General features: G+C 29.1%; 23 protein-coding genes and 1 pseudogene. 8 read left to right on the forward strand and 16 right to left on the reverse strand.

Annotated elements, in window-relative coordinates; translation table 11 throughout:
• The first annotated feature begins 9 nt into the window (after positions 1-9).
• The 4 genes from nagA (at position 10) to QEJ31_RS12050 (ending at position 4,772) form a co-directional block, all read left to right on the forward strand.
• Positions 10-1,161, forward strand: coding sequence for an N-acetylglucosamine-6-phosphate deacetylase (nagA, locus tag QEJ31_RS12035; protein WP_280590440.1), 1,152 nt, complete (start codon positions 10-12; stop codon positions 1,159-1,161).
• 20 nt (positions 1,162-1,181) lie between these two features.
• The gene (locus tag QEJ31_RS12040; RefSeq protein WP_280590441.1) at positions 1,182-2,402 is read left to right on the forward strand and encodes an SDR family NAD(P)-dependent oxidoreductase; all 1,221 of its coding nucleotides are present in this window, start codon (positions 1,182-1,184) and stop codon (positions 2,400-2,402) included.
• A gap of 35 nt (positions 2,403-2,437) precedes the next feature.
• Positions 2,438-3,805, forward strand: coding sequence for a competence/damage-inducible protein A (locus QEJ31_RS12045; protein WP_280590442.1), 1,368 nt, complete (start codon positions 2,438-2,440; stop codon positions 3,803-3,805).
• Between the two features lie 184 nt (positions 3,806-3,989).
• Positions 3,990-4,772, forward strand: coding sequence for an ABC transporter ATP-binding protein (locus QEJ31_RS12050; RefSeq protein WP_280590443.1), 783 nt, complete (start codon positions 3,990-3,992; stop codon positions 4,770-4,772).
• A 43-nt stretch (positions 4,773-4,815) separates the two neighbouring features.
• On the opposite strand, the gene QEJ31_RS12055 is transcribed toward QEJ31_RS12050, so the two are convergent.
• The 9 genes and pseudogenes from QEJ31_RS12055 to cmk all read right to left on the reverse strand — a co-directional run bounded on the left by QEJ31_RS12055 (position 4,816) and on the right by cmk (position 13,078).
• Positions 4,816-5,817, reverse strand: a complete 1,002-nt coding sequence (locus QEJ31_RS12055; protein ID WP_348524541.1) for an iron ABC transporter permease — start codon at positions 5,815-5,817, stop codon at positions 4,816-4,818.
• A complete protein-coding gene (locus QEJ31_RS12060) occupies positions 5,810-6,817 on the reverse strand; it encodes an iron ABC transporter permease (RefSeq protein ID WP_280590445.1) in 1,008 nt (335 codons plus the stop codon). The genes QEJ31_RS12055 and QEJ31_RS12060 overlap by 8 nt, the downstream gene beginning before the upstream one ends.
• On the reverse strand, positions 6,798-7,715 hold the full coding sequence (locus QEJ31_RS12065) for an EamA family transporter (protein ID WP_280590447.1): 918 nt from the start codon (positions 7,713-7,715) through the stop codon (positions 6,798-6,800). Before QEJ31_RS12065 ends, QEJ31_RS12060 begins: the two co-directional genes overlap by 20 nt.
• Positions 7,706-8,767: an NAD/NADP-dependent octopine/nopaline dehydrogenase family protein gene (locus tag QEJ31_RS12070; RefSeq protein ID WP_280590449.1), complete on the reverse strand. Its 1,062-nt coding sequence runs from the start codon at positions 8,765-8,767 to the stop codon at positions 7,706-7,708. Before QEJ31_RS12070 ends, QEJ31_RS12065 begins: the two co-directional genes overlap by 10 nt.
• 73 nt (positions 8,768-8,840) lie before the next feature.
• Entirely contained in the window at positions 8,841-9,794 is a 954-nt protein-coding gene (locus tag QEJ31_RS12075) for an ABC transporter substrate-binding protein (RefSeq protein ID WP_280590451.1), read from the reverse strand.
• A gap of 271 nt (positions 9,795-10,065) precedes the next feature.
• Entirely contained in the window at positions 10,066-10,899 is an 834-nt protein-coding gene (locus QEJ31_RS12080; RefSeq protein WP_280590453.1) for an alpha/beta hydrolase, read from the reverse strand.
• A gap of 265 nt (positions 10,900-11,164) precedes the next feature.
• Positions 11,165-11,341, reverse strand: a pseudogene (locus tag QEJ31_RS15755) (pyridine nucleotide-disulfide oxidoreductase); the annotation flags it as partial.
• A 120-nt stretch (positions 11,342-11,461) separates the two neighbouring features.
• Positions 11,462-12,202: a transporter substrate-binding domain-containing protein gene (locus QEJ31_RS12090; RefSeq protein ID WP_280590456.1), complete on the reverse strand. Its 741-nt coding sequence runs from the start codon at positions 12,200-12,202 to the stop codon at positions 11,462-11,464.
• 204 nt (positions 12,203-12,406) lie between these two features.
• Positions 12,407-13,078 carry a (d)CMP kinase gene (cmk, locus tag QEJ31_RS12095; RefSeq protein WP_280590458.1) on the reverse strand — a complete coding sequence of 224 codons (672 nt, stop codon included), beginning with the start codon at positions 13,076-13,078 and terminating at the stop codon, positions 12,407-12,409.
• 122 nt (positions 13,079-13,200) lie between these two features.
• Between cmk and QEJ31_RS12100 the strand changes: the two genes are divergently transcribed.
• Genes QEJ31_RS12100 through gatB form a run of 3 tightly spaced genes read left to right on the forward strand, consistent with a single transcriptional unit; the run spans position 13,201 to position 16,570 of the window.
• Entirely contained in the window at positions 13,201-13,542 is a 342-nt protein-coding gene (locus QEJ31_RS12100; protein WP_280590460.1) for an Asp-tRNA(Asn)/Glu-tRNA(Gln) amidotransferase subunit GatC, read from the forward strand.
• A 15-nt stretch (positions 13,543-13,557) separates the two neighbouring features.
• On the forward strand, positions 13,558-15,036 hold the full coding sequence (gatA, locus tag QEJ31_RS12105; RefSeq protein ID WP_280590462.1) for an Asp-tRNA(Asn)/Glu-tRNA(Gln) amidotransferase subunit GatA: 1,479 nt from the start codon (positions 13,558-13,560) through the stop codon (positions 15,034-15,036).
• 28 nt (positions 15,037-15,064) lie between these two features.
• Positions 15,065-16,570 (forward strand): Asp-tRNA(Asn)/Glu-tRNA(Gln) amidotransferase subunit GatB, encoded by a 1,506-nt coding sequence (gene gatB, locus QEJ31_RS12110; RefSeq protein WP_280590463.1) that lies wholly within the window; start codon positions 15,065-15,067, stop codon positions 16,568-16,570.
• Positions 16,571-17,588: 1,018 nt separating this feature from the next.
• Here gatB and QEJ31_RS12115 read toward each other — a convergent pair.
• From QEJ31_RS12115 to QEJ31_RS12130, 4 genes are all read right to left on the reverse strand, one after another.
• On the reverse strand, positions 17,589-17,996 hold the full coding sequence (locus QEJ31_RS12115; RefSeq protein WP_280590464.1) for a hypothetical protein: 408 nt from the start codon (positions 17,994-17,996) through the stop codon (positions 17,589-17,591).
• A 27-nt stretch (positions 17,997-18,023) separates the two neighbouring features.
• Positions 18,024-18,407 (reverse strand): hypothetical protein, encoded by a 384-nt coding sequence (locus QEJ31_RS12120; protein ID WP_280590465.1) that lies wholly within the window; start codon positions 18,405-18,407, stop codon positions 18,024-18,026.
• 155 nt (positions 18,408-18,562) lie between these two features.
• Complete coding sequence (locus tag QEJ31_RS12125) at positions 18,563-19,531, reverse strand: PhnD/SsuA/transferrin family substrate-binding protein (RefSeq protein WP_280590466.1); 969 nt, start codon at positions 19,529-19,531, stop codon at positions 18,563-18,565.
• Positions 19,532-20,416 carry a transporter substrate-binding domain-containing protein gene (locus QEJ31_RS12130; protein WP_280590467.1) on the reverse strand — a complete coding sequence of 295 codons (885 nt, stop codon included), beginning with the start codon at positions 20,414-20,416 and terminating at the stop codon, positions 19,532-19,534.
• Between the two features lie 82 nt (positions 20,417-20,498).
• Here QEJ31_RS12130 and QEJ31_RS12135 point away from each other — a divergent pair, with 82 nt between their 5' ends.
• Positions 20,499-20,966, forward strand: coding sequence for a YaiI/YqxD family protein (locus QEJ31_RS12135; protein ID WP_280590468.1), 468 nt, complete (start codon positions 20,499-20,501; stop codon positions 20,964-20,966).
• Here the strand turns inward: QEJ31_RS12135 and QEJ31_RS12140 are convergent.
• The 3 genes from QEJ31_RS12140 to ettA form a co-directional block, all read right to left on the reverse strand.
• Positions 20,956-22,371: a hypothetical protein gene (locus QEJ31_RS12140; RefSeq protein WP_280590469.1), complete on the reverse strand. Its 1,416-nt coding sequence runs from the start codon at positions 22,369-22,371 to the stop codon at positions 20,956-20,958. The two genes, QEJ31_RS12135 and QEJ31_RS12140, sit on opposite strands and share 11 nt — an antisense overlap.
• Before the next feature lie 16 nt (positions 22,372-22,387).
• Positions 22,388-23,164: a transporter substrate-binding domain-containing protein gene (locus QEJ31_RS12145; RefSeq protein ID WP_280590471.1), complete on the reverse strand. Its 777-nt coding sequence runs from the start codon at positions 23,162-23,164 to the stop codon at positions 22,388-22,390.
• Between the two features lie 186 nt (positions 23,165-23,350).
• The gene (ettA, locus tag QEJ31_RS12150; protein WP_280590472.1) at positions 23,351-25,021 is read right to left on the reverse strand and encodes an energy-dependent translational throttle protein EttA; all 1,671 of its coding nucleotides are present in this window, start codon (positions 25,019-25,021) and stop codon (positions 23,351-23,353) included.
• Position 25,022 lies beyond the last annotated feature (1 nt).

The raw sequence follows: 25,022 nt of genomic DNA on the forward strand, positions 1-25,022 counted from the left end.
GAGGTTTTTATGCTTTGTATTGAAAATGCATTATTATTTGATGGTGAAGTATTTAAAAAAAACAAAAAAATCTTCATTAAAGATAAAAAAATACATGATATTAGTAACAAAAGATCTAGTAAAAAGTGGAAAACCATAGATGCGAAAGACAATATTGTTTGCCCTGGATTCATAGATATACAGGTTAATGGCGGAGGGGGATTTTTTTTTAATGATGCCATTTCTATTGAAGATATTAAAAAAATTTCTTTAACTCATGCTAAATTTGGGACAACCGCATTTTTACCAACTTTTATTACTGACAATAAAACTAAACTACCAAAGTTTATTCAAACTTTTAATAGTGCATTAAAGCAAAAAATTCCTGGCATAATCGGAATTCATCTTGAAGGCCCTTTTATTAACAGCGATAAAAAAGGTATTCATGCAGTAGAACACATTCGCTCTCCAACAGATTCTGATTTTCAAGAGCTTAAAAAAATAATAAATTGTTTTAAAGTTATAACAATTGCACCAGAAAAAGTATCTAAAGAATTTATTAATATTTTGCTAAAAAATAATTTTAATGTTTTCGCAGGGCATACACTAGCAACATTTGATGAAATGCAAAATGGTATAAATTTAGGAATTAAAGGGATTACCCATTTATTTAATGCTTGTAGTCAATTAGGAAGTAGAGAACCTGGCGTGATAGGTGCCTTTATTTTAAATGAGAAACCTTGGGCTGGTATTATTGCTGATGGGTATCATGTTTCATTTGATACCTTAAAAGTTGTTTTAAAAGCTAAAGAAGCAAAAAAATTTATCTTGGTTTCCGATGCTATGGCTCCAGTCGGCACAAAGCTAGATAAATTTAAAATTTATACTAAAGAAATCTTTGTAAAAGAAGGAAAATATATTGATAAATCTGGAACTTTAGCAGGCTCAGCCTTAACTATCCATCAAGCACTGCAAAATATTTTGCAACATAAATTAGTATCTGTTTCTGAAGCGCTCCAAATGACGTCAACGAATGCTGCAGATTGTTTGGGAATAAATAAGAAAAATAAAATAGGTTTAAAGGGAATGATATTACCAAATTTTGATGCAGATATCGTAATTTTAAACAAAAAAAATTTTAATTTATTAAATGTTATTCAACTAGGTGAAGTTATAAGTTGAAGTAAAAGGAGTTATTAGTTTTGAAAATAAAAGTAAATTGGTATGGAAAAGAATATCCGCAAGATTGGGAGTTTTTTGCGGAGTGTGAAGAAGGTAAAAATATAGATATTTCAGGGAAAAATGGTTCTGAAAGCAAAAAAACAGCACCTAGTCCGAAAGAATTGGTATTGCAAGGAATGGCTTCTTGTACTGCAATCGATGTCATTAGCACTTTAAAAAAAATGCGCCAAGTTGTTGAGTCTTTTACCGTTGAATGCTCTGCTGCGCAAACAGAAATACATCCTAAAATATTCAAAGAATCTACTCTAACTTATAAACTTACAGGAAAAAATTTAGAGATAGAAAAAGTTATTCATTGTATTTTTTTAAGCTTCACAAAGTATTGCGGAGTCCATGCTATTTTAGAAAAATCTGGATGTAATATAAAACCACAAATTTTTATTAATGATAAATTAATAGATCTTTGGGATCCTCAAAATAAAACGCAAATAAAATTGCAAGAATGGTATGAAAATTTTGGCAAAAATTGTTCAAAAGGTGTAGCTTTAGTTATAGGCACTTCAAGAGGAATTGGAAAAGAATTAGTTTTTAAACTTGAAAAAGAAGGATACGCTGTTCTTCCTGCTGGACGCACTAGTTTTAACTTTGAAAATGAAAATATTTTTGACTCTTTATTTTTAGATATTACAAAACCCTATACAACTGATTATGTAAAAAATTTACTAATAAAAACAAAAATAAAAATATCTTTACTGGTTCAAAATGCTGGAATATCTTCTACTGACTTGGTTCAAGATGATGTAAATGCTTTGCAGCTTACAATGCATGAATTAAGACATGTTTACGATACAAATGTTTTTGGAATAATTGAATCAACTAATAATTTAATCTCAGTTTTAGAAGCAAGTGCAAAAGTTATTTTAGTTTCAAGTACAATGGCATTAAGAGAAAGAGATTCCTTTTTAACATCTGTTTACCGAATGACTAAAAGGACAATCAACCAATATGTGAGACAAGCAGCAATGCAAATAACCCATGAGCAAAGAGATGTATCTATTTTTGCTTTGCATCCAGGGAGTGTAAAAACAGATTTAAACCCATCAGGTAAAATTTCTGTAGAAGAAAGTACTACGCAAATTATGGAAATTTTAGCAGATAATTTTGCTCTAAATTTAAAGAATAATAATGGTGAGTTTTGGATTTATGATACTGAAGCAAAAACTTGGAAAATAAAATTTTAGTCTTGCAAAAGAATTTTTTGTTTGAGGAGTGAGGAATGCAATCAGCAGGGTTATTAATTACAGGAAATGAAGTTCTATCTGCGAAAACAAAAGATACAAATGGTCCTTTTATGGGAATGCATTTAAGAAAAATAGGAATGGCAGTTACAGCATCGATGATGTGTGGAGATAACGAAACGGAGTTACTAGATTGTTTAGATTATTTAGCAAAGAAATCTGATGTAATATTAATGACAGGTGGTTTGGGCCCAACATCAGATGATTTAACTGCACAAGTTGTAGCAAAATTCTTTGGAATTTCTACTGAATTTAATACTGAAGCATGGAATTCTTGTACAGATTTTTTTATTAAAGCAGGTAGGAAAGAAATCCCGGAAAGTAATAAAAAACAAGCATTTTTACCTAAAAATTGCAATTTAATACCTAATGAATTAGGCACTGCTGTTGGTTTTGTTGTTGCTGGCGAGAAAAATGGAAAACGTATAAAAGTTTTTAGTATGCCAGGAGTACCATATGAAATGGAAAAAATGTTTCTTCGACATGTTTTACCAGAGCTTGAGGATAAATCTTTTTTTCCAGTTGTAAAATATTGGCAAGTTTTTTTTATGGGTGAATCTTTTATGCAAAATGCTATTAATACAGCAGAAAAAAACTTACAATTACGGTTTCCTAATTCTTCTGTATCTTATCAAGCTCATCCCTATTATGTTTCCTATTCTGTAACTATTTTCGCAGATAGTGTTGAAAAAAAACAAAATTATGAAGAATTTTTAAATAATGAATTCAATTATGAAGTTGAAAAGGCTTTTCAGGATAATATTTTATTTTCTGAAGATAAAAAAGTATCTGTTTATTTATATGAAAAGTTGAAGCAAAATAAATTATCAATATCTTTTATCGAAAATACAAATTGTGGATTTCTTAGTAAAGAATTTTCACAATTTTCAAATGATTTTGATGTTTTTAAAGGTGGGTTAGTTTATCCATCTGCATCTTTCATAACTAGTATCTTAAATTTGCCGAGTAATATTTCTATTTTGTCTGTTTCTGAACCTGAACAATATCTTGCTGAAGTTGCACTAAGAATGCTAACATTAAGTCATTCAAAAATATGTCTTGCTGAAATAGGTACGTTAAAAGAATTAAATAATGAAAATAAACAAGAATTAGCATCATTTAATTTTGTTCTTGCCTTCACAAAAAATAACTTTTTTGATTTTGAACAAATTGCAAAAACATTGTCTGTCTATGGGTGGAGATTTTTAGATTCATATTCAGTAAAAGATTATTTTATTTTTGGCTGTCAGATAAAAAATAATGCGAGACATTCAAGAGAAATTCAACAAACTAGAGCCTCGTTATTTTTGCTCTGTTCACTAGCGAAAATTTTAAGTAACCCATAAGTATTGCTATATTGATAGTCATGTATTAAATAAATTTTGCTATGTAATGATTCATAAATCCCTAAATATTGCTATGTAGTTAATCATAAATAAAATAAAATATTGTCAAAACAAGAAAAACTTGCTAGGTTTTTATTGATAATAAATATTATTATCATTTATCTTTTCTATTACCGAGAATTTTATGAACCATATACATGCTAAAGAAATAAATTTTTCATATTCAAATGAAACATTTTTAAAAAATATTTCCTTAACTATCCAAGCTGGCAAAATGATTTCTATTATAGGTCCAAATGGTTCGGGAAAATCTACTTTAGTAAAATTGCTAGCAGCCTCAATTCTGCCACAAAGTGGACATGTTTTTTTAAATGAGTTGCCAATTTTGAAAATGAAACGGAAAGAACTTGCAAAAAAAATTGCATATTTATCTCAATCACCTGTAGCTCCTGATGATTTAACAGTTCGGCAGTTGGTTCAATATGGGCGTTATGCGCATCAATCTTATTTTAAAAATACAAAGAATAATGATGAAAATATTGTTAATTGGGCTTTACAAGTAACAGGACTAACAAATTTTGCTGAAAATTGTGTTTTTGAACTTTCTGGTGGGCAAAGACAACGCGCCTGGATAGGTATGGCTTTAGCACAAAATAGTCAATGTTTATTTTTAGATGAACTTACGACTTATTTAGATATAAGGCATCAAATTGAAATTTTAAATTTATTAAAAAATATTAATCAGGAACAAAAGAAAACTATTGTTATGGTACATCATGATTTAAATCACGCCATTCATTATTCTGAGGAAATAATTGTTATGGCTGATGGGAAAATAAAAGCTTTTGATAAGGTGCAAAATATTTTAGAAAGTAAAATACTAAATTCTGTATTTAATATTGAATTTAAATGTTTTTTTGATCAAAATAAAAGGCCAATATTATTTTATTCACATACTGTAGCATAGGGCATTATGGCAGAAAATTTAAAGTTACTTATGTTTTAAAAAATTAATTATGTTTACTAGTTTTTTTTAAAAGAAAGAGAAAGTAAGGAACTCCTAAAATGATTGTAATAAGCCCAACTGGAATTTCATAAGGAGGGTAAATTATTCGGCCAAAAAAATCAGCCAATAGTGTAATGCTTGCTCCAATAAAAGCAGAACCAATTAAATTAAATTTATGTTGACTTCCGAAAAGTAATTTTGAAATATTAGGTGAAATAAGTCCAATAAAACCTAAACTACCACATCCAGAAACTGCAACTGCTGATAAACCTAGTGCCAAAAAGATATAATATAATTTCCATGGTAACGGTGAGAAGCCCAAATTTTTAGAATCTGTATCCTTTAAAAGTAAGAGATCAAGTTTTTTTAGAAAAAGAAAAGTTAGGAAAAGAAAACAGCAACCTGGAATAAAAATTTGCTCGATGAGTTCCCAACTTGAATGGTATAATGTACCAGTAATAAATTTAAGTATTGCACTAAATTTTTCATCTGTCTGCATAACTAAAAATTGGCAAAGAGCTTTAAATAAAACTCCGCAAGCTATTCCCACAATTATTAAGCGTATTTGTAAAATTTGTTTTTTTTCTAGAGTAAAAATTATTGCTAAAAGAAAACCTAAGATAGCACCAAAAATAGAAAAATAAATATTAGGAAATGCAAAAAATTTAGAAAGATAAAAAGTATTTATTAAAATAAAAAATGAACTTGCCGAATTAATACCAAGAATATCTGGAGCTGCCATGGGATTATGAAATACACTTTGCAAAATACTTCCAGAAACTGCAAAAAGAATTCCACAAAAAGCACCAATAATGATTCTTGGTAACCTGACATCGTGAAGAATAAAAAAAGATTGATCAACGTTGTTTTTTTCAATTAGAACCATAAAAATATTTTTTAAAGAATAATTCACTATCCCAAATTTTAAAGATATTATTGAAATAAAGATTAAAAATAACAAATATATCATGATAAAAATTATTTTATTGGATTTAGTTCTAAGCATTTTTTTTGTGCTGCTTTAATTTAGAGGTTAATATTAAAATAGGCGCTCCAATTACTGCAATTAGTAGTCCAATAGCTACTTCTTTTTCTGCAAATAAATATTTCATTAAACTATCGCAAATTAAGATAAAAATTGCTCCAAATAAAGCAATAAATGGTGCAAGAAAATATGGATTTTGACCTACTACCATTTTACTAAAATGATTAATAATTAATGGTAAAAAAAGAATAGGTCCAATTAATGCAACAGAAAATGAACTTAAAATTACAGTTAAAAAAAGAAAAAATCCTATATTGAATTTATAATTAAATCCTACCGAATGAGCTGTTGTTTTTCCAAATGAAAGAAGGTGCAAATTTTTTAAATTTAAAAAATTTAATATTAAAACTAGTATAGTAGGAAGAGATGTCCATTTTAAAAGTTCCCAAGATGATCCTGCTAATGAGCCATTTAAATTTATTAATATAACACCTGATCTTGTGGGTAAAAAAATTAAAATAGCTTGAATAAGAGCATAAAATAGTGCATTTATTGCTTGACCTGCTAAAATAAATTTTAATGGTGTCAAACCAACTTTATTTGCAATATAAAAAATAAAAGCTGTAGCAATTCCTCCGCCAATTACAGAGAAAGATAAATAAATTATTGGATGGCAAAAAGGATAAAATGCTAGTGTTAAAACAATGCCAAGTCCAGCTCCTTGATTTATTCCTAATAAGCTTGGACAGGCCATTGGATTTTGGCTAATGAACTGTAAGTTCATTCCAGCAATTCCTAACGCTGAACCAACTAAACAAGCAGTGATTGCTCTTGGTAACCTTGTATCAAATATTAAGCGACTTTCTAGTTTATCTGAAGGGAAAAATAAATTTTCTATTACTTCTTTAAAAGGTAATTTAATAGGACCTAAAGACAAGGCAATAATGAAAAAAGAAATTAATAATAATACTAAAATAAGATATATTAAAAAAACATATTTCTTACTTGATAAAACTTGCAAGGGAGAGTCCTAAACATAAAAGAATTACAGAAAATTTTTGGAATAACGACAATCGTTCCTTATGAATTATGTATGAGAGAGCTACTATTACAAGACTTCGTGCAGAAAAAATTAATGCAACTAAACTAGTTGGCCCTGTTAACAAAGCTTGTGAATATAAATATAACCCTAAACCAGAGCATAAACCTGTTACAAGACCATACCAAACGGCATGATATCTATTTTTTTCTTTAAAAATATTAATCAAATATCTTAAGTTATAACTTTTATAACTTGATTTTTTATTAGCTAAAAATAATCTTTTTTCCTTTATAATAATAGCAGTAGAAGAAAGAATAAAACAAAAAATGTAAGAGTATAGCAAAACAATCGTATTATTTAAATTTAATTCTTGTGTAATTTTTAATCCACCCTCTCTAAGAAATAGAAAGAAAGATCCCAAAATTACCCACAAAAACCATTTATTTTCTTTAATAACTAACTTTTCATTTGGGTCTATTTTTACGATTATTATAGCGGCAAACAAAGTAACAATAATAGCAATTTTAATACTGTCAATTTCTTCATGGTAGACAAAAACTGACATTAGTATAATCAAAGGAATATTTAAACTTAGCATAGGAGCTGTTAAACTTGCAGGCCCTACTTCAAGCGCCTTTATAACAAACCAGTTGCCATAAAATGATCCTAAACCTATTAAAACTGCCCAAACATATAAAAAAATGTTAGTTGAAAAATATAGTTCTTTATAACACTGGGTATAAAAAAAGATGCCTCCAGCTAAATAAAGTCCCCATAGCAAATATTGGTCTATTTGGTTTCGCATTGTAGATGATTTCATAACTACACTTGCAAATCCAAAAATGATTGCACTAAAAATTGCTTCTGTTATCCACATTTATGAAATTCTCTGAGGTGAGATTCTCTAATAATACGTCCTTTTTCAAAATAGTTTGTATTATTTAATACTGAGGAAATTTCGATAATATTTCGCATTGCGGAACATTTAACTCCTAATTGTTCTCCTATTGTTAACCAAGGAACTAGTGAGTAAGGAACATCTTCCGTGATGTAGCGATGATTAATCGCCATTGGGCAAAAAGTTTTTTTGTTATGGATAGGAGAAAATTTATAAAAATCATAAATATTTTTAAATGAAAGATTGTAATATTCATTCATAACTTCATAAAATTTAGGTAGATTTAAATTTAATTTATTTCCAATTTCTATTCTTTCATAGTCTAATTTTTCAAGAAAAGATGCTGTTTCTTTAGTTATTCCATCTTTATAAAAATAGAACTCTAAATTATTTCCTATTCTACCTGCATTAAATAATACATTTGAAGGATGAGTTACACCGCACGGATCATACAATCCAACTTCAACAAAACTTGACATAACTCTTAAATTACTTGGAAAGAAATTATTTAAGATATTTGCAACTTCAGAACTTAAATTATGATTGAAAGACGCCAGTCCCATTGATTGTTTTATTGAAACTATATTTGCTTGTCCGGGGGATTCGCTTCTGCAAGCATAAGGAAAAGAAGTAACATCGGCTATTATAATATTTTTATCCCAATTTGAACGATTTAATATTTCTTTTTGAAAAATTCCTGAAAATTGCGCAGATAAATTAACTACGATATGATTTTCCTTTAAGAAAGGAAGTAAATTTATAAATATTGATTCGTGTGCCACTACTGGCAAACAAATAAATATAATTTCAGTATCTTTTACTGCCAAATTCAGGTCTGTTGTAATAATATTTAGTTTTCCGAATCCTTCAACAGCTCCTTGACAATCAATTCCACCCTTCGAATTTACAATGTGAATACCACCTAAGTGGTTAGGATGGGCGTATAAGTTAACAGATAATCCAAGTAGAGCCAAATGGCCTGCTAATGCTTGCCCACCATGCCCACACCCTATAACGGCTATATTTTTCATTTTTGCCTCTGCTTATCTTGGAGAGATGTAGTTATTTAAAAATAACTACATCTCTAAGTTATACTTATGCTTCTTAATTTAATTTTGCTTTTTTACTTTGTGGGATAGCTTCTAAAAAACCTGAAGTTTCAGCCTCTTTATACATAATTTCCATTGCTTCAATACCATGAGTTTTCGCCCAAACATTTCTATCCAAGAAATAAATTTGATTTTCTTTTAAAGCCCTAACATCTTTCCAGAGAGGGTTTTTTTCTAATTTTTTATAAGGTTCCATATTTCCGTCTGTTAATAAAATGGCAATTTGATCAGGGTTTTTACTAATAACACCTTCAACAGTCATTTCTATTCTGTGCATAACATCAGTTTCTTTAACTAAATTTTCCTTATTTAGTTCTTTTAATATTGGAGTTGCTATTGCATTTGAGGTTAAAGCTCTAAAAACACCGTTTGGGGTAATGTATCCAATTAAGACTGTTTTTTTCTTTGATTTTTCAGCAACTTTTAATGCATGAGTTCTTATTTTTTCATAGTGTTCAATAATTCCTGGTACTTTATTTTCAGTATTTGTAATTTTTGCAAGTGTATGCAAATTCTTTATTTGCTCTTTAGGATCACCTAAAATACCATTCATCAAAATTGTTGGGGCAATTTTATTTAATTGTGGTAGAATATTCATTACAAAAGAAGCATCTCCAATAATAAGATCTGGTTTTAATTTAGCAATTGCCTCTAAACTAGGTTCATCCCTTGTTCCTACACTGGCTATGTCTTTGATGAATTCTTGCAAATGGGCTGGATCCTGTCCTTCTGTGTTATCACTTTTACCCATTCCTATTGGCTTGACTCCAAGTAGTTTTAACTCATCTAAAATACCAAATTCTAAAACTATGATACGTTCAGGTTTTTTTTGAATTGTTACTTTACCATTTTCTCCTGATACTTGGGTTGGATAAATTGTCGCAAAACTGCTAAAGGAACAAAAAGATGCGCATAAAGAAAGCATTGTAGCAACTAATTTGAATTTCATAAGAAGTCCTTATTTCCAATAAAATCATAATGTTTATTAGATAATGATAATCATTATCAATAATGTAAATTATTAATTCACTCTTGTTTAGAAGTCAATTTTAATACCCAAAATTATTAACTAATATTTATCTATTTAAAATTATGAGAATAGATAATTTGTGTATTAAATATTTTAATAAATGTATTGTTATTTTTTTTAAATACAAAAAAATATCACTATTGCAAAAAGTTATAATTTATTTGATTAATTATTCAAAAAAACTTTATATTTATTCATTATCCTGAAAAAAATCTAATAACTCTGCGGCACATAATTCTGGTGCTTCATCAAACAAAAAGTGTCCAACTTTTTCAAGCTTTCTTACTCTTGCGTTTGGTAGTAACAGCTTCCAAAAATTCATTGATTTTAAAGTAATTAATTTATCAGCTCCTCCCCATAGTAACAATGTTTTAGCACCATTTAATTTACTTAATTGATTTTCTATTTTCCAAATAATATCATTTTCATTTACTAGTGCTTGCGCAAAACCCCAAGTACCATGTCGCTCTGATGATGTTTTAAATTTACTAATATATTTATTGTGTTTTTCAGCATCTAAGGGACTAAATTCACCCCACGCAAGTTTTACAAAAAATCTGGGCGAAAAATTTTTTTCTAAATACAAGTAGCGTGCTACTTTAGATGACATCAATGATCGCATCCAAAAAGGAAAATATTCTATTTTACTCATCTTCCATGCCCAAGAATTACTTATTACTAGATTAGATACTTTATTTAAATTATCAATTATATAAGGTAATGCGATAATCCCGCCAAAATCATGAACTATAATGTTTAAGCTAGATAAGTTTAAAAATGACATAAATTCATTAAAATTATTTTGATGATCCTTAATAAGATAGGAGTAATTGCTAGGTTTTACTGATTCGCCAAAACCAATATGATCACATGCAATTATTCTGTAATTTTTTTTTAAAATCTGTATTAAATTAATAAATTCATCTGAAGAACTAGGTGTTCCATGCACAATAATAATTGGAAAACCTTCACCAATATCTTTGTAATTCATATCTAATCCGTTAGAAAGTTTAAAAGTAGGCATAAAGATGTCAACCTTTTTTAGAAGAGTATTTTTCAATTATAGGATATTATAGAGAATAGTGAAGCCAAATAGGTAAAATATTGTTTAAATAATTCATAAATTTCCGTGCAGACTATTTTTTACCTATTTTGCAGTAGTGCCTTTTAATCCATTATTATCATTTAGAATAGTATCATTATAATTTAAAGCATAGCAAAGCTGTGATTTATAAAAGTTAATTACTTTAGTATTTTTCACAATTTTATAAAATATTTCGAAGTGCAAGTACACTCGTGTTACTTGGAGCACGGAACCATTTTTTTCCAAAAACACCAGCACAAAAATCAGGATCAATCCAAAGTATTTTATTGGGAGTAATAGCTTTATCTATCAATTTTCCTACTCCAGCAATTCCTGCAGGACCAACTCCTATTACAGCCCAAACATATTCATTTGTAAAAATAATAATTCCTCCGTTAGTTTATTTCATAAATTTATGTAATTTAAGAATAATTAAAAAGAAATATTACTACAATAAAAATTTTTGTTATTTTTAATCTTGTTCTGATATATAAGTATTATTTTATTTAATTAGAGATTTTTCTAATTCTTCTTTTGCATAATTTTTTATTAAGCTTTGTAGTTCACCTGATGTTTGCATTTGTTTTAATTTGTTTTCTATGAGGATTATTTTTTCATTGTGTTTTTTTTGTAAGTAATGATACAAAGGATAATTTTCAATAATTGCAGGTTTTAGCTCGTATATTTTTTTTTCTAAACCCATTTTGTTTATCACCACTTTAGCATTTAAATCTGATGTTATAAAAAGATCAATTCTATTTTCTGTCAGCATTTTTATTAGTTGATCAACCGAATTTACAATAGTTAATTGTGGAAAATTTGCAGTAAGTTTTTCCAAATCAAGAACACCTTTGATAAGTCCTATTCGATATTTTGCAAGCGATTTAAATGGACTTACTTCTATGTTTTTTTTATCAGAAAAGACAGAAAGTTTAATATAATTTATTGGATATTTAATACGCTTTAAATTAGGATAATCTTTTCCAAAGTCAAAATCTCTACAGACTTCCCCATCAATATTTCCTTTTGTCGATTCAATAACTGATCTTCTTCCTGGCAAGGCAACTACTTTAATTTTTATATTTACTTGATTATAAATATTAAGTAATACTTTCTCACAAAGATTTGCGTTTGCTAGTGAAGGGAATCGTCCTATGGTTAATAAGTTTTCTGAACTAGCATATATATTATCTTTCATTAAAATTAAAAATATTATAAAGATTCCAATAATCTTGTACTTCACAATAAAACTCCTAATTTATAAAGCCAAGCAATCATTTTTTCTAAGTTTCTTAAATTATATATTAACTTAAATTTTTTGGATTTGAGTATTAAAATAGAATTTTTATTTTTTTAGTAAAATTTTATTAAATTTGGATTTGATATTATTGTTTTTTTGAAAAATCTTCGTAGATTATAATAGTTTAAATTACTGGGTGGTAAATATTTACTTTACACTCTTTAATTTATTATAAATATCTACAATATTAATTTTATATTTTGGATTTTGTACTGCTTCCAAAGGAATTTGCAAATTTTCAGCTATAATCTCTTGGATACGGGCTAAGTGAAGATTTTTCCGTTCTAATTGACTTTTCTTTGCCCATTTTGCGGCAGCAACAATCAAACTTGATACCTGATCAGCGGTTAATTTTTCTGTATTAATAGTGATATCAAAGTCGCTATGGTCTTCAATATCTAAACCGTATAGACGCAAGTAACGTTTTCTATTTTGCTCATCTCTTTTTAAAGTTTTATATAAAACTTGTTCATAACTGGACTCTTGTTCAGTTTGACGGCGGTTTATGCGCGAAGCTCTTGCTTCAAGTGGTGCTTGTAACCAGATTCGCAGCTCAGCATCCATCAGCCAAGCAGCTAAACGGGTACCAATAACAATATTTTCATTAGAAATAGCGTTTCTAATTAAGGTTAAATCTGTTAAATAATCATAGATGAGATTTGTTGAGGCCTCTTTATGTAATTCTTCGAAATTTACGGAAAGCTCTCGCGCTAAATCACGGAAGGTATAATTAACTATTTTTAATTGTAAAGCTTTTCCTACATTTGTTGTTGCGGTCGTATTTCCACAACCACTGTGTCCTGATATTGCAATTCTCATGAGTGTCTCCATTATTCGTCGAGCCATTTTATCCATAAATGCATTTGATGGTTGATTCAATGCTTCTATCAGATTACTTTGTCAATTTGTTCTATTAGAGGGCTTTGAAAGGATTTTCTTATATGACAACAGAATTTTCGCGTGAAACAGTCAAACGAATAGCAGAGCTAGCAAGATTACAGGTTACTGAAGAAGAAATCACAACCTATCAGGCCGAACTAGCAAAAATACTTGATGCATTTAAAGCTTTAGCAGAGCTCCCATTGCCAGAAGATCTAGCTGGTGATGCGCGTTCCGCAATTATAATGGCCAAAGCTAGTCAAAATAACGACAGTGAAAATATTTCCCGCCTGAGACCTGATGTTATCAATAATTCCATCCAAACACAGGTATTTTTGGAGCAAGCACCAGAAAGAGAAGGCGTATTTGTTCGAGTTCCTGCAATTTTAACTCCTTCTACTTAATATAGGTTTTTTGTGATGTATAAAAATAAATTTGCTTCTAAGTATACTACAAATCAATTTGAACATAGTGCTTCTGAATTAGTAAAACAATTTCATGCTAAAAAATCTTCTCCTGAAGAATATTTAGTCGATCTTTTTGCTAATATTGACCGTTTAAATCCAGAATTAAATGCATTAACTAGCGTACAAAAAGATTATGCCTTTTCACAGGCAAAAAAACTTTCAGAATATTCAGATTCAAATTCTCTACCATTATATGGCGTACCTATTGTAATAAAAGAAAATATTCAAAAAGTAGGGTTTCCTTTAGAATGTGCTTCTAAAATATTAAAAGGATATAAAGGTCAGTATAATGCAACTGTAATAGAAAATTTAGAAAAAGCTGGCGCTATTTTAATTGGTACAGCAAATATGGATGAATTTGCTATGGGGTCTGCTAATGAGCATAGTGCGCATGGCTCAGTAAAAAATCCGCATGATGTTTCACGGGTTAGTGGGGGATCTAGCGGTGGTTCTGCTGTGGCTTGTGCAGCAGGATTTGCGCCTATTACATTAGGCTCTGATACTGGAGGCAGTGTCAGGCAGCCAGCAGGATATTGCGGTATTTATGGTTTAAAACCTACCTACGGTAGAGTTTCTCGTTATGGATTAGTAGCATTTGGATCAAGTTTAGATCAAATCTCTCCATTTACTCGTTGCGTCGAAGATCTAAATTTAGTGATGGGAGTTATGGGAAATGAAGATGCTAAAGATGCAACTTCGTTAAAAGGGCAATATGTAAGTTATCCAGAGCAGTTTTCCCTTCGAGGAAAAAAAATTGGTGTTTTAAGAAGTATTCTAAGCGAAGGGGTAGATACAAATGTCATGCAAGAGTTTCTGAATTTAGAAACCGAATTGCAAAAAAAAGGCGTTGAATTTATTGATGTAGAAATCCCGTCATTAGAATATACTTTAAGTGTTTATTATTTGATTGCCTGTGCTGAAGCTTCCTCAAATTTATCTCGTTTTGATGGAATACGCTTTGGACATAGAGCAAAAAATACTGATGATTTATTTGATTTATATTGTAAAACAAGAGCAGAAGGTTTTGGAAAAGAAGTTAAACGTCGTATTATGTTAGGTACTTTTGCTCTGAGTGCTGGATTTTACGATGCATTTTATGGAAAAGCACAAGCTGTTCGTGAAATGATGACAAAACAATTTAATGAATTATTTAAAAAAGTTGATTATATCTACTTACCAACATCTCCTAATAGTGCATTTCAATTTGGAATTACTGCTTTCGACCCTGTGAAAGAATACCTTTTTGATGTGTTTACAATTCCTGCAAATTTAGTTGGAATTCCTGGAATTTCTGTTCCGGCGCGTGTTCAACAAGGAGAGCTACCCGTAGGATTACAATTTCTGGCTCCACTAGGGAAAGATGCAGAGCTTGTTGCCTTTGCTGCAGAATTAGAAAAAGAAAATTTAATTGGTTTAACTAAACTTATATAATGAATAAATAAAAGGAAAAGTTCACTCCATGACAGGAAATTCATTAGTACATTATCCAAAACTTTTAGAAATTACTCAAAAATATGATCTTGTAATTGGCATAGAAGTTCATTGCCAATTAGCTACAAAAAGTAAAATGTTTAGTTCAAGTAAGAATGCTTACGGAGATGTTCCAAATTCAAATATAGATCCAACTTGTTTAGGTTTACCAGGTGCTCTTCCAACTATAAATCAAGAAGCTGTAGACTTAGCTATAAGAATGGGAATTGCGTTAAAAAGTGAGATCCAAAATGTCAGTGTTTTTGCGCGGAAGAATTATTTCTATCCTGACTTACCTAAAGGTTATCAAATTACACAGTATGATAGACCAATTTGTTTTGGTGGTGAAGTCATCTTAGCTAATGGAAAAAAAATCGGTATTGAACGTATTCAAATTGAAGAAGATGCTGGAAAAAATATCCATGTTGGCGATTGTTCACTAGTTGATTTCAATCGTTCAGGTGTTGGCTTAATTGAAATAGTAAGTGCTCCAGATATATCATCACCAGAAGAAGCTTCTGAATATCTTAAAAAATTGCACAGTTTTGTTGTTAATTTAGATATTTCAGATGGAGATTTAGAGCGGGGTAATTTTCGTGCTGATGCCAATGTCTCCATTAAACCAAAAGGTTCGAAAATATTAGGAAGACGTTGTGAAATTAAAAATGTAAACTCATTTAAATATATTGAAAAAGCAATTGCTTATGAAATAGAAAGACATTTTGATGTTCTTGAAAGTGGTGGCGAAATTCAAATGGAAACCAGAGGTTTTGATAGTGATAAAAACATAACTTTTGGACAACGTTCAAAAGAATCTGCGAAAGATTATCGTTATTTTCCTGAACCTGATCTTCCTCCATTGGTTGTTACTAAAGAAAGAATAGAAAAAGTTATTAAAGAAATGCCTGAATTACCTGAAACTAAAGCTGCGCGTTTAATTCAAAATTATAATTTACCTGAATATGATGCCAGAGTTATTACTGCTACAAGAATTAACAGTAGTTACTTTGAGAGTCTTTTAAAACTTACAGAAGGTAAAATTGAAGCAAAACAAATATCTAATTATTTTATGACTGATGTAATGCGTGCAAGTAAAGTTGTAGCTGAAAAGAAAGGTGTTTCAATTGATGACTTAACTGAAGTTCCGGTTCCTTTAGAATATAGTGTTTCTTTACTTAACTTACAGGCTTCAGGTACTATTAGCGGAAGAATTGCAAAAGACGTTTTTGAAGAAATGTTAGAAACAAATCGTTCTCCAGAAGATATAGTGAAGGCAAAAAATTTAATTCAAATTTCGGATGATACATCTATAGCTAAAATATGTGAACAAGTTTTGGTTGACAACCCAAATGTTCTACAAGATTATTTGTCTGGCAAAGAAAAACTTTTTGGATTTTTTGTCGGTCAAGCTATGAAACTTTCTGGTGGTAAATTAAACCCAGGAAAAGTTAATGAAGTACTTAAAAAGCTTCTAGATAGCAGAAAAACCAATTAGTTTTTCATCCATCTTTTCTCTTTAATAAGTAAACTACAAGAACTCCTCTCCAGATTTTTAATCTGGAGCGCCTATAGCCCTTAGCATTGTCTTTTGATTGATTACTTTAAAGTATCTTAAACAAATTGTACTGTCAAATTTTTAAACTGATAAGTATTTAAAAATAGTAAGCAATGTTTAGTAATAAGAAAGACAAAGGGGGTAAAAATTATTAAGTATTTTTTCAAAAAAATTAGTAAATTTTAAAAAATGTTTTGCAAAGTAATAAATAATAAGGAAAGATTTTTTCTTATAAGAGTGTCTTATCATAATTTTATTTTTTATAAAAATCATGCTTTTTTTTTATTAATAAAATTAAAAATATCATAATTTTTATTGTCTAATTTGATCGTTTATATAGTATTCATCTTCTTCATAAACATTCATATTAGTCGAACAATTTTTATTCAAATTAAAAATCTGCATTACAAATTTTTGTTCTAGCATCTTTCTTAATTACATAATCAATAATAAGGAAGAAATTTTTAGTAAGATATTATTACTTTAAATAGACATAATAGTAACTGTATCAGAAAATTTAAAACAGAAATCCACAACGATCATATTGGTTAGATATCTTAAATGTTGGTGTAAAGTCAATAGTGTATAATAAAATAATCAATTGATTGCAATTTCATAAAAACAAAATTTTTCCCAAATAAAAATGGTGTTATTTTTCTTTGGATACATTATTTTTTTTGTTTGCAAATTCATTTTTAGTTCGTTTTTTTTATAGATACATAATTTTTTTTGATATCTACAAGGAGTAGATAAAGTCTAATTTTAACTTCAAAGAAAAACAGATGAAAAAAAAACATTTATGACGACATAAAATTTATTATTTTATCAAGATAAAAAAGCTTATTAATAAGTTAAATTTTCTATGCAAGTTAAATTTTGGAAGGTTATTTTATTTTTTGTTAAAAATTAAACAAATTTGCTATTTTTATAACATCTATAATTAATTAAATATATTCTGTTATCTTAATTTTTCAGGCATAGTATTATAAACTCGCGGAAGATCTTTTGACCAACGTATAAGTTGCGCTTGTTCATTCCGTAAAAAATCAGAAACTTTTTTATTTTTTGGAGTACTTTTGAGTGAATCAATTCTTTTTTGCAATTCAATAATTCTCTCAGAATTTTCTCCCATTGACATAACATCATCCATGATGTCATTAAAAATTTCTTTTTCACTTGGTGTTAAACCTGTTGTAATTGAGTGCCTATGATATTGTTTAATACTGTCCTTATTAGTATCAATTACTATTGTTCCATCATCTTTTTTTTCAGCAACAACACCAGGGTTTGTATAAATACCAACTTTGGGGACATAATCACCTAATTGAATAAAAGCCGATTTAGAGGGAGGTGGAATATAGACCATAATGATAACTCCTTTAAAGCTCTTTATTTAAATCCCTAAAGTAATTGCATCTACTGCAAAATTTTCAGGTGTAAATTTTTCACGCACAATTCTAAATTGAAGTTCGTTTTCCAAATATTTAATGACTCTAGGATCAGTGTTTTCTTGTTTAAGTTCCGTTATTTTATTATATAAATCTCTTATTTCTTGATGTCTATCTTCATTATTTTGAATTTGAGATAAATGTATATTGTAAGCTGCTTTTTGTTCAGGCTCTAAGCCATTTTTAATCCCAATTTTAGCTACATCTTGTATATTTTCAAAATTTGTATCTAAAATGATTTTCCCATCTTTATTGTTGCGCGCAGCAACACGTACAGGGTCACCTGTCCGAGACCATAAAATGTCGTTTGGTGAAATGGTAAAAGCCATAGTCTGTTCCTTTAATTAATATCTATATTGTTATTTATCAGGAATTAATTGATTGCTGGCGGAACAAAATTTTAAGTAAACAAATATTTTGACATAAAATTTTACTAAATCATAAAATTTTTGATGATTGATAAAAAAAATAAATACTTAAACTGTTAATTTTCTTGTTGAGTTAAAATCCTGATATTCTCTTGTTGAAATTGATAGAGTTCTTTTGTCACAGTAAATAATTTTTCATTTGATTTTAAGACTCCGTCCGCTTCGAATATTTTTTTAAATTCAGTAGGATTTTTATGAGTACATTGGTCAAACCCAGATATGATAGCAATACTGGTTTGTAAAGGAACATTTTGATTTTCAATAATTGTGCTACTTGGTAAATTAGGAGTCATGGCAATTATAATAAAATCCCCGAATTGAACTCCAACTTGAATTTGTGAAAGGTTTGGATATTTTTTTTCTAAGAAAGATTCCGAGATAACTCCTATATTTGCTAAATTATCATTTAATGCATCAAGAACAGAATTGTAACTTCCAACAAAAATAGCAGCATAAGGAAAAATGTCTTTCTGGAAAAGAAACATTCTAGGAAGCAAAAAGCCTATAACACTTTCAGTATCAGAATAAGCGATTGTTAATTCATTGTTTATTTTAATAATTATATCATTAGATAGATTAAAAGATCTTTTTAATTGGTTTGATTTTATGAGTTGATTCTTCCAAAATTTAGAATTACCTACGATAATAGAACGATTTGTTGCCGAACCTTTTTTAGTAAGAAGTAAAACACTTTTTAATGAACTTTTTTCAGCTGCACCAACGTAACCTAAAGCTGATGAAAGTCCAAAATGTGCGGTTCCGCGCTGTAAAGAAGATAGTACAGCTTTTTCATCAGGAACAAAGTTGAATTTTAAATGATAGCCAGTTTTTTCTTCAAGGCATTTTTGAAATTTATCTATTGAATCATTTTCTTTTAAATAATAAGAATTATCCAGATAAAATTCAATTGGATATGATTTAGATCCTATTTCAGGTGTCCCAAGCCATAATTTAATACAACTGGTGCAAGTTAATATTATGAATAAAAATAATGAGAATTTTACTTTAAGATAATTTATATGCATTTAATTTATACCTTTAAAAACCCACGATTCATTAATATCTTTCATTTGTTCAGATTCTGTCATTTTATATAATTCTCTTTCTACTTTTGATTTTAATTCTGGGAATTTATCGTTCACCATTTTCTTCGAAAAAACTAAATAAAACTCTTTCCAAAAAAGAATATTTTTAAAATGAGTAATAGTTTCTTCCGCACCTATTTTTTTTAATAGCACATCAGCTCTTTCTCTGTCTGCAAGTATAAGATCAAATTTTTTTTCTTTTAATCCTATAAGGTTGTTTCTCAAGCTTCTACCTTCTTTTAAATGGTTATTTAATTGCTTATTTTCAAAGGGGTAAGCATCCCAAAATATTTTTGGATAAGAAAATCCAACTAAAATACCTACACTATAGTTGTGAGCAAGTGCATCTTCAAATGTCATGATGGGATTTTCTTGTACCTGTTTTGCTAAGGCATAAAAGCTATAGTTTTTTGTATAAGTGGGAAGCCTTGGAAAAATGACATATTTGTCAAATTTTGATTTTTTTTCTATTCCTAGAGCTAAATCAGCTTCACCTGAAATTATTTTTGGTAATACTTGTGTCCAATGGACAATCTCAAATTCAATAGGAATATTTAAACGTGCAAATAACTTGGTAGTTATTTCTATATCTGATCCAACAAGTTTTTTTTGTGGGGTATTCTCACCGCCCTTTTCTTCTTTAGCGTCTGAAGGTTTTTCATTTGGATCTTTTTTAGCAGTTTTTTTTTCATTTAAAACATCTTCTAAATAGCTTCGAATAGGAGTTTCTTCAACGATAATTTTCAATTTTTTTTCTAAAGCAATTACTTTTAATTGCATTAGTATTATGAAAAAGATAAGAATATTTTGGGCTATATTTTTCACAATTGGGCTCCAATAAGTCTTCTGAGTAACTTAGAGTGATCATCTTGAGTATTACGTAAATTTTATATGATTGAGGAGAAAAATGAAAATATGGATTGATGCCGATGCTTGTCCTGTTGGCATTAGAGAAATCATTTTTAAAGCATCTGAACGATTAAAAGTAAATACAATATTAGTCGCAAATCAAAATATCAAATTTCCTAAATCTTTGTATATTTCTCAAGTTCAAGTGGCAAAAGGCTTTGACGGGGCGGATCAATATATTGTCCAAGAGTTAACTCCTGACGATCTTGTTATAACCGCTGATATTCCTTTAGCAGATTTGGTTGTAAAAAAGGGAGGGGTCGCTATAAGTCCCCGTGGCGAATTGTTTAATATTCAGTCAATTTCTGAAAAACTTTCGTATCGAAATTTTAATCAAATGTTACGTGAGGGAGGGCTTATTCAAGGAGGTCCACCGCAAATGCAAACAACTGATAAACATAAATTTGCCGCAATGTTTGATAAGCAATTAAATATATTAATCAAAAAAACAACTCTTAAAAATTAACCTTATCTAAAATACTTTTTACTACGTTGCGTGTATGACTGCCAGCATTATTCATAAGGTTACATGTAACATCTATCATTTGAGCTCTTTGTTTTTCTGGTTGATTATTTAATATTTGCAAAGCTGGAAATGAATCTTGAAAAATATATTTAGGATCAATTGAATACTCAGGTGGAAATGCTCTTGCAATTATTGATGAAATATCATTATTAACTTTCCAGAAAATGTAGCTTCCATATGTAGGTTTAGAAAATTTAACGGCTTGTTTTGAAAGAATATTTCTTACATAATTGTCATCATAATGTGGATAGTTAGTATCTAATGAAGTATTTTGAATATAATTTATTATAACAGAATTATAATCTTTATTTTCTTTAGCTAATACGGTTTCATCATAAACAAGTTTTTCTAAAATAAAATGACGATTTGAAACAACATTAATGGTGTCACTTAATTTTTTATTTGTTTTATAAAGTGTACCTTCTAATTTATCAAGAATATTTAAGCCAATTAAATCGGCAGTAGAATATCCAGGTAATGGTGTATTATGATATGGTTGAGTTAAATCTTGAATATAGTGCAGAGCCCAACCTAAAAATCTTAATCCCCAATATGCATGTCCACTTTGAAAGGCAAGCTGGGAAAGCTCAATATATAATTTTATTCTGTATTCAGCATAAGTTTTTTTCAGATAACCAGCAACATTATAAACTAAACTTGCTTCATGATAAAATCCCATATGAAAAGGAGCTTGGCTACTTATGGCAAAATTTGGGTTGCCGAAAGGTTGCGTGCCAAATTGAAATTTGTAATTGAATTCTTTTTCATTATCATCAAATAAATGAATATCACTTCCATAGTCGGGTTCATCGGACGCAGTTGCTAAAACAGCAAGGGAATTCACTGTTTCACCTTCGGTCAATTTCGCAAATTTATATTCGCCAACTTCTTTTTCAATCGCTTTTAAAAATATTTCTGAATTATCTATTAAAACCATATTTTCTTTTGACTTTTCTCCCGGCAATATTTGGAGGTATAAAGGAAACTTTAATGTTGGGTTAATTCTTAAAGATACTAAAAATTTTTCAACTATTTTAGGGTCACCTGCAACTGAGGAAAATTTTAAGTCATTTGGAACTGGAAAGTAAATAAAATTATTGTGTTGACTTTTATCAATTGCCCAAAGGTCAACTTTATTTAAAACAGCTGGAATTTGAGCATAAGTAGTGTTTAAAAAATTTTCTAAAGATTCAGTTTTAACAATAGATTTGTTACTTAGTATATTTGTTTTTTCTATAGCATATTCAGTAATTAATGCATGGTTTTTCCATGCATAAGAGGTACTACAAAATATAAAACTATATATAATAGCAATGTATTTTATTTTTGATTTAGTAGAAATCATAGGTTTTCCTTTTAGTTTAGTGTTTGTTTAAATTATCTATTGCCAGATTTAATTTATCAATAACATTTTTTCCTACTTGTTTTGAACACATAAAGTGTCTTATCACATTTTTTTGATCATTTAGTTCTATAAATTTTGTATTTTTTTTGATAAACGGATTTTTATCTTTATAGTAATTATATTCATCCAAGGTTAGGATAATGTAATCGCCTTCATTATTTATTAATTGAATTAACATTTCTTCTTGATTTTTTGAACTTAACACAATATCAGAATTTATTTCGTTTTCTTTTTTGTAGATAGTATAATTTTTATATTTTTCAAGAAGTTTTGCTACATCGTGTTCATGATTATAACCAATTTTAAGTATAGGTTTTAAATTTTTATTTGATATTAATTGTTCTAAATTAGAAATGTTTTGAAATCTATTATCATTTTCTTTTACAGGAATAACTAATTTTAAGGTTTTATAATAAGGTTTGCTGAATAACGCAAATTTTTCTCTGTCAGAGCTTTTATAGGCAAATGGAAAACAAACCGGAATTGTATTTTCTTTAATATTAAGCAAAGTTCTTATTAAAGGTTGGTTTTCATAAGAGAATTTTATCTGTGAATTTTTAAGAATTTTGTCAATTAATTTAAAAGCTATTCCGTCATCTAATTTTTTAGTCTTAGAATTATCAATAAAAAAAGGTGGTCTGTTTTGGTAGTGAATGACTATTGAATTTTCGGCAGAGTGTAATTGAGTTTGTATCCCGAAAATAATACAAAGTAAAAATAAAAATTTTAGCATTTTAATTGTTCCCTTTAAGTTGTAAGTAATTTTAGGGAAAGGTTATGAATTTTGTCAAGATATAATTTAATTTTTTCTAAATATTTTAATTATTTATTAATTGTTTATATGTTTTTTTTAAAAAAATAAAGCATGAACTTTGAGAACATGCTTTAAATAATAATCACAGAATTAAGCAAAGTAATATTAATGTACGAGTTTTTTAAACTTTAAGCGTTTAGGATTTACTGCATCATCGCCAAGTCTACGTTTTTTGTCGGCCATATAATCTTGGTAATTTCCTTCAAACCATACAACACTACTGTTACCTTCAAAAGCTAAAATATGTGTTGCAATACGGTCTAAAAAGTAACGATCGTGGCTAATAACAACAGCGCAACCAGGAAAAGAAACCAGAGCATCTTCAAGAGCACGTAAAGTATCTACATCAAGATCATTTGTTGGCTCATCTAAAAGCAGTAAATTTCCACCATTCATAACCATTTTTGCTAAGTTTAGACGATTTCTTTCGCCACCAGAAAGTTTTCCTACTGCTTTTTGCTGATCTGCACCGCGGAAACCAAAACTAGAAATATAGGAACGAGCAGGAATTTCACGGTTTCCAACTTGAATCATTTCTTTACCTTGACTCAATTCTTGAAAAACAGTTTTATCGCCATCTAATGTAGATCTATTTTGGTCAACGTAACTTATTTTTACTGTTTCCCCAATTTTTAGATCACCTTGATCCCCTTTTTCTAGTCCGGCAATCATTTTAAATAATGTGGTTTTACCAGCTCCGTTAGGCCCTATAATTCCAACTATGCCACCTGGTGGAAGTTTGAAGTTTAAATTTTCAAACAATAATTTATCATCAAAAGATTTTGTTAAATTGAAAGCTTCAACAACATTATCACCTAATCTTGGTGCTGGTGGAAAGATAATCTCTCTCAATCCTTCTTGTTTCTCATTTTGTTCTTTGAGTAAGTCATTATAGGCACTTATACGCCATTTGCTTTTGGCTTGCCTTGCTTTTGGTGACATGCTCATCCACTCTAATTCTCTTTTTAAAGTTTTTTGCCGAGCTGATTCTTGTTTTTCTTCTTCAGATAATCTTTTTGTTTTTTGATCTAGCCATGAAGAGTAGTTTCCTTGCCAAGGAATCCCTTCACCTTTATCTAATTCCAAAACCCATTCAGTTACGTTATCTAGAAAATATCTATCATGTGTAATGGTAACAAGTGTACCAGGAAATTCTTTTAAATATCTTTCTAACCATTGAACACTTTCAGCATCTAAATGGTTTGTCGGTTCATCAAGTAAAAGTAAATCTGGTTTTTCCATAAGTAATTTACAAAGAGCTACCCTTCTGAGTTCTCCTCCAGATAAACTTGTTACTTTAGAATCACCTGGTGGACATCTTAAAGCATCCATAGCAATTTCTATTGTTCTATCTATTTCCCAAGCATTTTTTGCATCAATTTCATCTTGGAGAACAGCTGTTTGTTCTAGAATTTTATTCATTTCATCATCTTCTAGAGGTTCACCCAATTTCTCATTAAGGGCATCAAATTTACGAATAAGATCTTTAACATCTTTAACAGCTTCTTCTACATTTTCGAAAACCGTTTTATTTGGATCTAATTTAGGTTCTTGGGGTAAATATCCAATTTTTGTTCCCTTTTGAGGAAAAGCTTCTCCAGCAAAATCTTTGTCTACACCAGCCATTATTTTTAGTAATGTAGATTTTCCTGCTCCGTTAGAACCAATCACTCCAATTTTAGCGCCATGAAAGAAAGATAAATAAATATCTTTTAAAATATCTTTTCCGTTAATATTTTTCCGTAGTCGAACCATATTATAGATATAATTTGCCATA

Source organism: Pigmentibacter sp. JX0631 (assembly GCF_029873255.1).
GTDB lineage: Bacteria > Bdellovibrionota_B > Oligoflexia > Silvanigrellales > Silvanigrellaceae > Silvanigrella.